Source organism: Streptomyces sp. NPDC033216 (genome assembly GCF_055577115.1).
Genome location: NZ_JBVIQK010000002.1, coordinates 505,370 through 517,802 on the forward strand (window position 1 = coordinate 505,370; position 12,433 = coordinate 517,802).

The 12,433-nt window shown below is 71.1% G+C and carries 10 protein-coding genes and 1 tRNA gene; 8 read left to right on the plus strand and 3 right to left on the minus strand.

Going from position 1 to position 12,433, the window contains the following annotated elements:
• The first annotated feature begins 15 nt into the window (after positions 1 to 15).
• Positions 16 to 771, plus strand: a complete 756-nt coding sequence (locus tag ACZ5Y0_RS05720) for an AIM24 family protein (RefSeq protein ID WP_469127333.1) — start codon at positions 16 to 18, stop codon at positions 769 to 771.
• A gap of 61 nt (positions 772 to 832) precedes the next feature.
• Here ACZ5Y0_RS05720 and ACZ5Y0_RS05725 read toward each other — a convergent pair whose 3' ends face one another.
• Together ACZ5Y0_RS05725 and ACZ5Y0_RS05730 are read right to left on the minus strand one after the other, a co-directional pair.
• A complete protein-coding gene (locus tag ACZ5Y0_RS05725) occupies positions 833 to 1,354 on the minus strand; it encodes an NUDIX hydrolase (protein ID WP_469127334.1) in 522 nt (173 codons plus the stop codon).
• Positions 1,351 to 2,862 carry a zinc-dependent metalloprotease gene (locus ACZ5Y0_RS05730; protein ID WP_469127335.1) on the minus strand — a complete coding sequence of 504 codons (1,512 nt, stop codon included), beginning with the start codon at positions 2,860 to 2,862 and terminating at the stop codon, positions 1,351 to 1,353. Before ACZ5Y0_RS05730 ends, ACZ5Y0_RS05725 begins: the two co-directional genes overlap by 4 nt.
• A 192-nt stretch (positions 2,863 to 3,054) precedes the next feature.
• Between ACZ5Y0_RS05730 and ACZ5Y0_RS05735 the strand changes: the two genes are divergently transcribed.
• From ACZ5Y0_RS05735 to ACZ5Y0_RS05750, 4 genes are all read left to right on the plus strand, one after another.
• Complete coding sequence (locus ACZ5Y0_RS05735; protein ID WP_469127336.1) at positions 3,055 to 4,164, plus strand: SDR family oxidoreductase; 1,110 nt, start codon at positions 3,055 to 3,057, stop codon at positions 4,162 to 4,164.
• A gap of 274 nt (positions 4,165 to 4,438) precedes the next feature.
• Positions 4,439 to 4,900, plus strand: coding sequence for a molybdenum cofactor biosynthesis protein MoaE (locus ACZ5Y0_RS05740; RefSeq protein ID WP_469127337.1), 462 nt, complete (start codon positions 4,439 to 4,441; stop codon positions 4,898 to 4,900).
• Between the two features lie 111 nt (positions 4,901 to 5,011).
• Positions 5,012 to 5,176 (plus strand): hypothetical protein, encoded by a 165-nt coding sequence (locus ACZ5Y0_RS05745; protein WP_388710095.1) that lies wholly within the window; start codon positions 5,012 to 5,014, stop codon positions 5,174 to 5,176.
• Between the two features lie 63 nt (positions 5,177 to 5,239).
• On the plus strand, positions 5,240 to 6,334 hold the full coding sequence (locus ACZ5Y0_RS05750) for a YlbL family protein (protein WP_469127338.1): 1,095 nt from the start codon (positions 5,240 to 5,242) through the stop codon (positions 6,332 to 6,334).
• A 19-nt stretch (positions 6,335 to 6,353) separates the two neighbouring features.
• On the opposite strand, the gene ACZ5Y0_RS05755 is transcribed toward ACZ5Y0_RS05750, so the two are convergent.
• A complete protein-coding gene (locus ACZ5Y0_RS05755; RefSeq protein WP_469127339.1) occupies positions 6,354 to 6,896 on the minus strand; it encodes a PPA1309 family protein in 543 nt (180 codons plus the stop codon).
• Positions 6,897 to 7,060: 164 nt separating this feature from the next.
• Between ACZ5Y0_RS05755 and ACZ5Y0_RS05760 the strand changes: the two genes are divergently transcribed.
• The 3 genes from ACZ5Y0_RS05760 (at position 7,061) to ACZ5Y0_RS05770 (ending at position 12,243) form a co-directional block, all read left to right on the plus strand.
• Positions 7,061 to 10,027: a UPF0182 family membrane protein gene (locus ACZ5Y0_RS05760; protein WP_469127517.1), complete on the plus strand. Its 2,967-nt coding sequence runs from the start codon at positions 7,061 to 7,063 to the stop codon at positions 10,025 to 10,027.
• Between the two features lie 41 nt (positions 10,028 to 10,068).
• Positions 10,069 to 10,142, plus strand: a tRNA-Met gene (locus ACZ5Y0_RS05765).
• A 205-nt stretch (positions 10,143 to 10,347) separates the two neighbouring features.
• Complete coding sequence (locus tag ACZ5Y0_RS05770) at positions 10,348 to 12,243, plus strand: tetratricopeptide repeat protein (protein ID WP_469127340.1); 1,896 nt, start codon at positions 10,348 to 10,350, stop codon at positions 12,241 to 12,243.
• The last annotated feature ends 190 nt before the right edge of the window (positions 12,244 to 12,433 follow it).

The following is a 12,433-nucleotide window of genomic DNA, read 5'->3' on the forward strand; positions in this document are numbered from 1 at the left end:
GGAGCCAGAGTCACCATGCAGAGCCCGCTTTTCGCCTACAACGACCAGCAGACGCAGGAACGCTGGAGCCTCCAGAACAAGCAGATGCTGCGCGTCGCCCTGGAGGGCCACGACGACGTCCTAGCCCGCAAGGGCACGATGGTCGCCTACCAGGGACTCGTCGAGTTCGACGCCGAGTTCCAGAGCAACAGCCGGTCACGCGCGCGTGCGCGGACCGGCGAGGGCCTGGACCTGATGCGCTGCCACGGGCAGGGCATCGTCTACCTCGCCAACCTCGCCCAGCACATCCACCTGGTCGAGGTCGACCACGAGGGGCTGACCGTCGACAGCAGCTACGTCCTCGCCATGGACTCCGCACTGCACCACGAGGTCATCGCCGTCGACAGCCTCTACGGCATCTCCGGCTCCGGGAAGTACCAGCTCAACATCACCGGCCGCGGCAGGGTCGCGCTGATGACCTCGGGCGCGCCGCTGATGCTTCAGGTCACGCCCGACAAGTACGTCAACTGCGACGCGGACGCCATCGTGGCCTGGTCCACCGGGCTGCGGGTGCAGATGCAGGCGCAGACCCACTCCTCCGGGGTGTGGCGGCGACGCGGCAACACGGGTGAGGGCTGGGAGCTGAGCTTCATGGGCACCGGCTTCGCGCTGGTCCAGCCGAGTGAGCTGCTGCCGCCGCAGAACGCCCAGATCGGATCCGGTGTCGCCGCGCAGTACGGCATGGGCCAGCAGGGGGCGCGGGCGCAGAACCAGGGCAACGCCTGGAGCTGACCGTCCGGAGAACGGACGTGAGGGGCGACCGCCTGGTGGGCCGCCCCTCACGCGTGCCGCCTCACAGGCGCGCCCGCGTCGCCTCCAGCAGGCGGACGACCGACTCGTCCGCCACCCCCGCGACCGCCTCGTAGGGATACCAGCGCAGGTCGAGGGACTCTTCGCTGATGGCCTCGGTGGAGCCGGGCGGGGACACAGCCGCGTACTGGACGTCGAGATGCCAGTGGCACGGGGCCGGGATCGGATGGCGGTCCAGCCGGACCGGGCCGCCCGGCAGCAACGTCAGACCCGGGATGCCGGACTCCTCGGTGGCCTCACGCAGGGCGGCTGCCGCCAGGGAGACGTCCTGCGGCTCGCAGTGGCCGCCCATCTGGAGCCACATCCGCAACTTCCTGTGCAGGGTCAGCAGCACCCGTCCCCGCTCGGGGTCGATCACCAGGGCGCTCGCCGTCAGATGGCCGGCCTCGCAGGCCTTCCACATGCCGTCCGGGTGCGCCGCCAGGTGGTCGAGGTAGTTCTGGCGCAACTCGCCCTGGTTCTCGTACGCCTTCAGTACGAGAACCGCGTCGTCGTGCAGGCTCACTCGGTGCTGTCGCCCTTGCCCTCGTCGGTGTCGTCGTCCTTCCTCAGGTTCGGCTTCTCGCCGGAGTCCGGAACCGGACCGGAACCCGAATCGGGACCGGAACCCGCGTCCGAACCGGTGTCCGCGCCGCCGTTCGCCGCTTCGCCGAGCATCGTTTCCCACTCGGAGAAGTCCATCTGCTCGCGGTGCACGAAGCCGTCCGGATCGTCCAGGTCGGCGGCCGTCGGCAGCATGTCCGGGTGGGCCCACAGCGCGTCGCGGCCGTCGACGCCGCGCGCGTCCGTCAGCGAGGCCCACAGCCGGGACGCGTCCCGCAGGCGGCGCGGGCGCAGCTCCAGACCGATCAGCGTCGCGAACGTCTGCTCCGCCGGACCGCCCGTGGCACGACGTCGGCGCAGGGTCTCGCGAAGGGCGTCCGCGGACGACAGGCGCGGCTTGGCGGCCGCGTGAACCACCGCGTCGACCCAGCCTTCCACCAGCGCCAGAGCCGTCTCCAGACGAGCCAGGGCGGCCTTCTGCTCCGGGCTGTCCTCCGGCTGGAACATGCCCTGCTGAAGGGCGTCCTGAAGCTGCTCGGGGTTCTGCGGATCGAACTGGCCGACCACGTCCTCCAGCTTGGCCGTGTCCACCTTGATCCCGCGCGCGTAGCCGTCGACCGCGCCGAACAGGTGCGAGCGCAGCCACGGGACGTGCGCGAACAGGCGCTGGTGTGCGGCCTCGCGCAGGGCGAGGTAGAGCCGCACCTCCTCCTTCGGGACGCCCAGGTCCTTGCCGAACGACTCGATGTTCAGCGGCAGCAGCGCGGCCTTGCCAGCCGGACCGAGCGGCAGCCCGATGTCGGTCGAGCCGACGACCTCGCCCGCGAGCACGCCGACGGCCTGCCCGATCTGGGAGCCGAACATGGCGCCGCCCATCGAGCGCATCATGCCGATCAGCGGGCCCGCCATGGCCTGCATCTCCTCCGGCAGGACATCGCCCATGGCCGCTCCGACACGCTCGGCGACCGGGTCGACCAGCTCCTTCCAGGCGGGCAGGGTCGCCTCGACCCACTCCGCGCGCGACCACGCCACGGCGGTGCCCGCGCCGGACGGCAGGGAGGTCGCGTCGTCCAGCCACAGGTCGGCCAGACGGACGGCCTCCTGCACGGCGGTCCGCTCGGCGGGGCCGACGCTCGCGTCCTTGACGCCGTCGGAGGTGCCCTGGGAGACCGTCTGGCGGGCGATCTGCTTGGCCATGTCCCAGTTCACCGGGCCGCCCTCGTAGGAGAGCATCTGGCCCAGCTGCTGGAACGCGGCGCCCAGGTCGGTCGGGTTCAGCGAGCCGAACATGGCGGCGAGCGGATTGTCCGCGCCGGGGCCGCCGAAGCCGCCGCCGCCGGGCAGCCCGCCGAAGCCGAACGGGTTGGCCGGTCCCTGACCACCGCCGCTCTGCGGGTCCTTCTTCTTGCCCTCGTCGCCGTCGTCCGGCTCCTCCGGCGGAAGGCCGAATCCGAATGGGGTGTCACTCACGGGGTTCCTCGGCTGGTAAGGCCACCGGCTCTGGTCCGGCGGCGCGGCTGCCCTGCAACACCACCCAGCGTAGACACCCGGGCTCGATCGGGCCTCGGTGCTTCGCCGACCAGCGGCCTGCGGCAGGATGGATGCACCTGGTACGAACGCGTCACTCACGCCCGTATGGAAAACAACCGCTGGAGACACCTGGTGAGTTCCCCAGATCCGCAGGTTCGCGCAGCGCGAAACCCCTCGACCCCGCGCGGGCCGCGCGGCCCCGTCGTCGCCGTCACCGGCGCCGCGACCGGGATGGGCGCGCTGCTGACCGAGCGGCTCGCCGCGTCCGACGACATCAAGCAGGTCATCGCCATCGACGAGCGGCGAGGAGAGTGCGACGCGGCGCAGTGGCACATCCTCGACGTCCGCGACCCGGCGATCGCCGAGAAGCTGCGCGGCGCGGACGTTGTCGTCCATCTGGCGCTCGATCTCGACCTGGGGAGCGAAGCCGCCGCCCGAACGGCCTACAACGTGCGCGGGACGCAGACGGTGCTGACCGCCGCCGCGGCCGCCGGGGTGCACCGCGTGGTCCTGTGCACCTCCGCGATGGTCTACGGGGCGCTGCCGGACAACGAACTGCCGCTGTCGGAGGACGCGGAGCTGAAGGCCACGGCGGAGGCGACCGGCGTCGGGGACCTCCTGGAGATCGAGCGGCTCGCGCGGCGCGCCCCTCGCGCGCATCCGGGGCTCAACGTCACCGTGGTGCGGCCGGCGGTGCTGGTGGGCGGCACGGACACCGCGCTGACCCGGTACTTCGAGTCGCCCCGGCTGCTGGTCGTCGCCGGATCGCGGCCGGTCTGGCAGTTCTGCCACGTCGAGGACCTGTGCGGGGCACTGGAGTACGCCGTCCTGGAGAAGGTCGACGGGGAACTCGCCGTGGGCTGCGACGGCTGGCTGGAGCAGGAGGAGGTCGAGGAGCTGAGCGGGATCCGGCGGATGGAGCTGCCGTCGGCGGTCGCGCTCGGCGCTGCGGCCCGGCTGCACCGGATCGGGCTGACGCCCTCCCCGGCGGGGGACCTGGCGTACACCATGCACCCGTGGGTGGTCAGCGGCAGCCGGCTGCATGACGCCGGGTGGCGGCCTCGGTGGACCAACGAGGAAGTCCTCGCGGAGTTGCTGGCGGAGGTCTCGGGACGGCGCACCGTCGCCGGACGGCGGCTGGGGCGGAAGGACGCGACGGCCGCGGGCGCCGCTGGGGCGACGGTGGCTCTGCTGGGCGCTGCCGCCGTGGTGCGGCGGGCCCGTAAGGCGCGGCGGCGGTAGCGGCCCTGGTGGGTGACCCTCCGGGAAGTCTTCCCGCTGCCGCTCGCCTCCCCTTCGCTTCCCCTCCCTCCGCTTCCCCTTCTCGGGTTCGCTCCAACGGGGGACCCCGTCCGTCTCCGGAAGCGGTCGCCCCGGCCGCCCGTTCCGTCCTGTGCGGCCCGTCCGCGGGCGCCGGACGGGCCGCACACTGCTGTAGGCGGCTCCCGCCCCTACGCGTGCGTGCCGGGCGGTCCCGCTGTTCCCCCTTCTCGTCGGGGTGCGGCACGATGGGGGTATGGCACCCAGTGATGATCACCCCGGTGAGCAGGCCGCGCCGGATCCCGTCAAGCTGATCGCGATCCGGGACAGCGCGCTGTCCCTGGACGAGGTCTTCCGGGCCGTGGGGGACGACGCGGCGGGCGGGACGGCTCTGTTCGTGGGGACCGTGCGCAACCACGACGGCGGCGCCGACGTGGACACGCTCGGGTACTCCAGTCATCCCAGTGCCGAGGCGGAGATGCGGCGGATCGCGGAGAAGGTCGTCGCCGAGTACCCGGTGCGGGCGCTCGCTGCCGTGCACCGGGTGGGGGACCTGAGGGTCGGCGATCTCGCCGTCGTCGTCGCCGTGTCCTGTCCGCACCGGGGCGAGGCATTCGAGGCCTGCCGCAAGCTGATCGACCAGCTCAAGCACGAGGTGCCGATCTGGAAGCACCAGAGGTTCTCCGACGGCACCGAGGAGTGGGTCGGGGCCTGCTGACCTCCCACCCGTCCGGTTGCGTAACCCCACCCCTGGCACGAGCGTTGTCCGTGCGGAGGGTTAATCTGCTGATCAGTCAGTAGCGGTCGCACGTGGGGTTGGGAGGTCGGCATGGGGGCGCTCGCCTGGTTGCTGATTCCGCTGGTCGCCGCCGTCGGTGCCGGTCTGTGGGGCAGTTGGGCCAATCGCACGCGCAAGGCCCGCGGCGACGGCCCCGAACTGGACGGTTACGCGCGCTTCCGGGCGGCCATGGAGAGGTCCCACTCGGGCACCTGAGGCCCCTGACCCCGGCGGTGGCCCTGACGGTGCGCCGACAGAACCGTCCCGTACTGTCGAGTCATGCCACGCCGCACCGCGACGATGCTCGCCTCCACCCTGATGCTGATCGCGCTCCTCTGCGCGGGAGTACTCATCCCCGTGCCGTACGCGGAGATGTCACCGGGGCCGACGGTGAACACCCTCGGGGAGCACGGCGGCGAGCCGGTGCTCCAGATCGCCGGGCGCAAGACCTACCCGACCGACGGTCACCTCAACATGACGACCGTGCGGGTCACCAGTGCCGACTACCGGATGAACCTCGTCGAGGCCGTCTACGGATGGCTCGCGCACGACAACAAGGTCGTCCCGCACGACACGCTCTACCCGGACGGCAAGACCGAGGAGCAGTCGACCCAGGAGAACGCCGAGGAGTTCAGCCAGTCCCAGGAGAGCGCCAAGGTCGCCGCCCTGAGGGAACTGGACGTCCCGGTGCGGTCCTGGGTGATCGTCTCCACCGTCGTGAAGGGATCGCCCGCCGAGGGCCGGCTGCACGCCGGAGACGTGATCAAGGACGTGGACGGCACGGCGGTGAAGGAACCGTCCGACGTGGCGAAGCTGGTGACGAAGCACGAGCCCGGCGAGAACGTCGTCTTCACCATTGTGCCGGCCAAGGACCAGGCCGCCGCCGAGAAGGACAACAGGACGGCGACCAGGACGCGGAAGGTCACGATCAGAACCGCTGCCTCCGACGACACCGGCGCGAAGCGGGCCATCGTGGGGATCTCCGCCGGCACCGACCACACGTTCCCGTTCACGATCGACATCAAGCTCGCCGACGTCGGCGGCCCGAGCGCCGGCCTGATGTTCGCGCTCGGCATCTACGACAAGCTGACCCCGGGCAGCCTGACCGGCGGGAAGTTCGTCGCCGGCACCGGCACCATCGACGACGACGGCAAGGTCGGCCCGATCGGCGGCATCGAGATGAAGACCGTCGGCGCCCGCGACAAGGGCGCCCAGTACTTCCTGACGCCCGCCGACAACTGCGCGTCCGCCGCCAAGGACACCCCCGGCGGCCTCACGCTCGTCAAGGTGAACACCATCGACGACGCCCTGGGCGCGCTGAAGGACATCCGCAGCGGTGACACCGCCGACCTGCCGAAGTGCACGGCCGGCTAGACCGTGTGGCGACGCGGGGCTACTCCTCGAACGTCGCCGACAGAGCCTCGGCCAGGCCCGGGACCAGGTCGGAACCGGTGAGGACCTCCGTCGGGGAGTCCTTCTCGCGCAGCCGCAGGGCCGAGTCACGGGCGCCGTCACGCAGGACAGCCACCGTCATCCGGACCTCCTGACGGTCGGGGTGCTCGGCCACCCACTGCGTCAGCTTCGCCTCGCTCAGCCCCTGCGGGACCTGGGCCTCGGCGGACGGGGGCAGCATCAGACGTTCCACGGTCAGCGCACAGCCGACCACCGCGTCGGGCCAGGCGATCGTCGCGAGGAACTCGTCGAGCGGCTTGTCCGTTGGCACTTCGTCCTGCTCGATCGGGGTGAGACCGGTGGTCTCGGGCGCGTCCTCCAGACCGAGCTGGGCGGCGAGCGCGGGTTCCTGGGTCCGCAGCCGTGCGGTGTCTACGAGGGCGAAAAGGCGGGCGGGCTGGTCCCAGCCGAGGCCGGAGGCGTACTCGTCGATCTCGAGTACGGCTCGGGTGAGCGGGCTCGCCGCCATGGGAGTGTTGGACATGGTCACAATCCTGCCTCGTTCAGGGCCGGAATCGGGAACCGAGTAAAGGGTGAGTAAGTTGCATAGGTGTGGGCCCGCGATCACGGGGGGCCACGGAGGGTCCACGAAGACGCGGGCCTGACGGATCAACAGCGAACCTCGGGGTGCGAACCTTGGCTTTCCAGATGCCGGACCGCGGCGGAGGCCCGACCGGGCCACGGATCAGAGTGGGCCGCCCGTCCCGGCGTGTCCGGACTCTGCTCATGACACTTGGCGTGCTAGCCGTCCTGGGCATGGCGTTCACCATGTTCGCCGGTTTCTGGACGGACTGGCTCTGGTACCGGTCGGTGAAGTACTCCTCCGTCTTCACGACCACCCTGTCGACCAAGATCGGGCTCTTCTTCGTCTTCGGTCTGCTGATGGCCCTCGCGGTCGGGTTCAACATCTGGCTGGCCCACCGCCTGCGGCCGCCGCTGAGTGCCATGTCGATGGAACAGCAGAGCCTCGACCGGTACCGCATGGGCATCGCACCGTACAAGAAGTGGCTGCTGCTCGCGATCACCGCCCTCGTCGGGCTGATCGCCGGGGCTTCGGCGTCGGGGCAGTGGCGGACCTGGCTGATGTGGGTCAACGGCGTGTCCTTCGGACAGAAGGACCCGCAGTTCCACCTCGACGTGTCCTTCTACGCCTTCGACCTGCCCTGGTACCGCTTCCTGCTCGGGTTCGGCTTCGCCGCCACGATCCTCTCCCTGATCGCCGCCGCGCTCACCCACTACCTCTACGGCGGGCTGCGCGTCACCAGCCCCGGCGCGCGCGCCACAGGCGCGGCCACCGGACACCTGTCGGTGCTGCTGGGCGTCTTCGTCGCCCTGAAGGCGGTCGCGTACTGGCTCGACCGGTACGGCCTGGCGGTGAAGTCCAGCGACTTCAAGGCCACCGACAACTGGACCGGCCTGCGCTACGTCGACGCCAACGCCTACCTGCCGGCCAAGACGATCCTGTTCTGCATCGCGGTCATCTGCGCCCTGCTGTTCTTCGCCACCTTGTGGCGGCGTACCTGGCAGCTGCCCGTCATCGGCTTCGGCCTGATGGTGCTGTCCGCGATCCTGATCGGCGGCCTGTACCCGGCGATCGTCCAGAAGTTCCAGGTCCAGCCGAACGAGCAGGCCAAGGAAGCGCCGTACGTCGAGAAGAACCTCAAGGCGACCCGCGAGGCCTACGGCATCGAGGGCGCCCAGGTCACCGACTACTCGGGGACGAGCAAGACCGAGGACAAAACGACGCTGCGCGACGACGTGGCCGGCGCGGCGAGCATCCGCGTCCTGGACCCGAACATCGTGTCGCCGACCTTCCAGCAGCTCCAGCAGATCCGGAAGTACTACGCCTTCCCGACGAACCTGGACGTGGACCGCTACAGCGTGAAGGGCCAGGACCAGGACACGGTCATCGGCCTGCGCGAACTCAACCTCGCGGGCGTGGACAAGCAGAACTGGATCAACAACCACTTCCGCTACACCCACGGCTACGGGGTGGTCGCCGCCAAGGGCACCACCGCGGACACCGACGGCCGCCCGGCCTTCACCGAGTCCAACCTGCCGTCGGAGGGCGTGCTCGGGAAGTACGAGCAGCGCGTCTACTACGGCGAGAAGACGACCACGTACTCGATCGTCGGCGGTCCCCAGAAGGAGATCGACTACTCCGACGACCAGGGCGAGAAGACCACCAGCTACACCGGCAAGAGCGGGGTCAACCTCTCCAACCCGGTCAACCGGGCGGCGTACGCGGTGGCGTTCGGTGAACCGCAGATCCTGTACTCCGGCGCGATCGGCGAGGGTTCGAGGATCCTCTACAACCGCACGCCCAAGGAGCGCGTCGAGGCGGTCGCCCCGTGGCTCACCATCGACGGCGACGCGTATCCGGCGGTCGTGGGCGACCGGGTCCAGTGGATCGTCGACGCGTACACGACCACCAACGGATACCCGTACGCCTCGCGTACGACCCTCGGCGACACGACGGCGGACTCGCTGACCGCCGCCAACAACAACCGCGCGGTGGTGGCCCAGCAGAACCAGGTCAACTACATCCGCAACTCGGTGAAGGCGACCGTGGACGCGTACACCGGCGAGGTCAAGCTCTACCAGTGGGACACCAAGGACCCGGTGCTGAAGACCTGGATGAAGGCCTTCCCCGGCACGGTGGAGAAGAAGTCGGAGATCTCCGCGGACCTGATGGCCCATCTGCGGTACCCGCAGGACCTGTTCAAGGTCCAGCGGGAGCTTCTCACCCGCTACCACGTGAAGGACGCGACGACGTTCCTCAGCGGCAGCGAGGTGTGGCAGGTGCCGAACGACCCGACCAACCAGTCGAACGACGCGGTACCGCCGTACTACCTGAGCATGAAGATGCCCGACCAGAAGGCGCAGGCGTTCTCTCTGACGACGACCTTCACGCCCAACGGCCGGGACAACCTCAGCGCGTTCATGTCGGTCGACTCCGAGGCCGGCACCTCCGACTACGGCAAGATCAGAGTCCTGAAGCTACCGACCAGCACGACCGTCGACGGCCCCAAGCAGGTGCAGAGCCAGTTCAACTCCGAACAGGACATCGCCGAGTCCATCAGGCTGCTGAAGGGCGGCGACTCGGAGGTCGAGTACGGCAACCTGCTGACGGTGCCGCTCGACGGAGGACTGCTCTACGTGGAGCCGGTCTACGTACGCGGTGGTGGACTCAAGTACCCGCTGCTGCGCAAGGTGTTGGTGTCCTACGGAGGCGTCACCGCCTTCGAGGACTCCCTCGACGAGGCCCTCAACAAGGTCTTCGGCACGGAGGGGGCGACACCCAAGCCGCCCGCGGACGACGGTGGTACCACCCCGCCACCCGCGACCGGCGACGCGACGGTCCAGGAAGCCCTCAAGGATGCCCAGGAGGCCTTCACCGCGGGCCAGGAGGCCCTCAAGAAGCCCGACTGGGAGGCCTACGCCAAGGCGCAGGCGGAGCTCGAGGCCGCGCTGAAGCGGGCCGAGGACGCGCAGGCCGCGACGGACAAGAACGGCGGGAGCAGCCCGCGCCCCGGCAGCTCGCCGAGCGCGAGCGCCAAGCCCGGGACCAGCGCCAGTCCCAAGCCGGGGCGGAGTGGCAGTCCCAGCGGCTGATCAAGGGCCACCCCGCGTCGTGGTACGGTTGTGGAACACGACGCGGGGTGGAGCAGCTCGGTAGCTCGCTGGGCTCATAACCCAGAGGTCGCAGGTTCAAATCCTGTCCCCGCTACTCCAGGCGAAGGCCCGGATCCTGAAAAGGATCCGGGCCTTCGTGGTGTGCGAACGCATGTCCCCGCGGTCTGATCGCCGTGCCGCCGTGGGGAATTGGGGCATCTGTGTTTGACTTGTCTCTCTGTGGGCATGTCGACAAAACGCTGAAGTGACCTCACGGGCTGCGGTATACCAGGTGTACCCGGGTTGCAGGTGGTGCGACGATGGACGTTATGGGGGACAAGGCAACTCTGTTCGAGACAGGGCGATTTGTGCAGCCTTCCGGTTGGGAAGCGACCCCGGACGAGACCTTCGACGAGACCTTCGACGAGACCTCGAAGGAGGCCCCGGAGGAGGCCTCCGGCATGGGCCGGGACGAGACGGGGGAGGCCGTCGAGGAAGCGCGCCGACGGCTCGCCGCCGAGGCCGGCGACGTCGAGGCCATGAGCGTCCTCGGGGCCCTGCTGCTGCGCCGCGGCGATCTCGACGGAGCCGAACCCCATCTGCGTGCCGCCACCACGGCGGGCGACCGTGCCGCCGCCAACAACCTGGGCGTCCTCCTCCACCAGCGCGGCTACCCCGACGAGGCCGCCGGATGGTGGCGGGTCGCCGCCGTCGCCGGCTCCGCGCCCGCGGCGCACGCGCTGGGCCGCCACCACCGCGAGCGCGGTGACGAACCGGCCGCCGAGTACTGGCTGCGCCAGGCCGCCGAGCAGGGACACGTCCTGGGCGCCTACGCCCTCGCCGACCTGCTGGAGCACCGGGGGGACCGGTCGGGCGCCGAGCGCTGGATGCGGGCCGCCGCCGAACGCGGGCACCGGGAGGCGGCGTACCGGCTGGCGCGGGCGCTCGACCGGAGAGCGCCGTGCCTCCCCGGCGGGCAGGGGAACGCCGTCGACAACGGTGTCGCGGTGCCGGCGGAGGCCGAGCAGTGGTACCGGCAGGCCGCCGCCCGCGGACACCGGCGGGCCGCACTGCACCTCGGGACCATCCTGGAGCGGCGCGGCGAGCTGAAGGAGGCCGGGCGCTGGTACCTGACGTCCGCCAAGGACGGCGAGCCCCGGGCCGCCTGCGCCCTCGGGTTCCTGCTGCGCGACGCCGGTGACACCGAGAACGCCGCCATGTGGTGGCTGCGCGCCGCCCAGGACGGCGACGGCAACGCGGCCAACGCGCTGGGCGCCCTGTACGCCGAGCGCAACCAGACCCAGACCGCCGAGCGCTGGTACCGGGCGGCCATGGACGCCGGGGACGACAACGGCGCTTACAACCTCGCCCTGCTCTGCGCGGAGCAGGGGCGCACCGCGCAGGCCGAGCAGTGGTACCGGCGCGCCGCCTACGCCGGGCACCGCGAGGCCGCCAACGCGCTGGCCGTCCTGCTCCTCCAGGGCGGGGACGCGGCCGGGGCCGAGCCGTGGTTCTCGAAGGCCGCGGAGGCGGGCAGCGTCGACGCCGCCTTCAACCTGGGGATCCTGTTCGCCGGCCGCGGCGAGGACGAGGTCGCGCTGCGCTGGTACGAGCGCGCGGCGGCGGCCGGGCACACCGAGGCGGCGCTCCAGGTGGGCATCGCCCGGCTGCGGGAGGGAGACGAGCAGGCCGCCGAACGGCATCTGCGGTGCGCGGCGGGCGGGGGCAGCGCGGAGGCGGCCTACCGGCTGGCGTCCGTGCTCGACGCCCGTCGGCCGCCCCAGCCGGCGCACGAACTGGGCGAGACCGTGCACGAGAAGACCGAGTGCGAGGAGTGGTACGAGCGGGCGGCGACCCAGGGGCACCGGCGGGCGCAGGTGCGCGTCGGGATGCTGGCCGCCGCGCGGGGCGATGTCGTGCAGGCGGCGCGGTGGTACCGGACGGCCGCGGAGGCCGGCTCGCGCAACGGAGCCTTCAATCTGGGGCTGTTGCTCGCGCGGGAGGGCAGCGAGCCCGAGGCGGCCGTGTGGTGGACGCGGGCGGCCGACGCCGGGCACGGGCGGGCGGCGTTGCGACTCGCCCTCGTCTACGCGCGTCGGGGGGAGCTGGCGGAGGGGCAGCGGTGGGCGGACCGGGCGGTGTCGCTCGGGCCGGGGGAGGTGGCGGAGCGCGCCGCGCGGCTGCGGGACGCCCTGCGGGAGGAACTGTCGGCGTGAGTCCCGGGGACGGGGGTCGGCGATGTGTTCGCCGGACTTGGCCCTCACCCAGGCTTGAGGGTTGTCGCCGCGCCGGAAGGTGGTTGCGCTCCCGCCGCCCCGCCCCGGAGGGCCGCCGCCCTCAGCCCCCGCCCCGGCCCGGACGGCCTCGTCCTCGGACGCCGGACGGGCTGAGGCTCCCCTGACCTGC

What these genes read in the sequence shown, in the direction of transcription:
- ACZ5Y0_RS05720 (WP_469127333.1), top strand. Translation starts at nt 16, where the DNA reads ATGCAGAGCCCGCTTTTCGCCTACAACGACCAGCAGACGCAGGAACGC.
- ACZ5Y0_RS05740 (WP_469127337.1), top strand. Translation starts at nt 4,439, where the DNA reads ATGGCACCCAGTGATGATCACCCCGGTGAGCAGGCCGCGCCGGATCCC.
- ACZ5Y0_RS05745 (WP_388710095.1), top strand. Translation starts at nt 5,012, where the DNA reads ATGGGGGCGCTCGCCTGGTTGCTGATTCCGCTGGTCGCCGCCGTCGGT.
- ACZ5Y0_RS05750 (WP_469127338.1), top strand. Translation starts at nt 5,240, where the DNA reads ATGCCACGCCGCACCGCGACGATGCTCGCCTCCACCCTGATGCTGATC.
- ACZ5Y0_RS05755 (WP_469127339.1), bottom strand. Translation starts at nt 6,896, where the DNA reads ATGTCCAACACTCCCATGGCGGCGAGCCCGCTCACCCGAGCCGTACTC.
- ACZ5Y0_RS05760 (WP_469127517.1), top strand. Translation starts at nt 7,061, where the DNA reads ATGCCGGACCGCGGCGGAGGCCCGACCGGGCCACGGATCAGAGTGGGC.
- ACZ5Y0_RS05770 (WP_469127340.1), top strand. Translation starts at nt 10,348, where the DNA reads ATGGACGTTATGGGGGACAAGGCAACTCTGTTCGAGACAGGGCGATTT.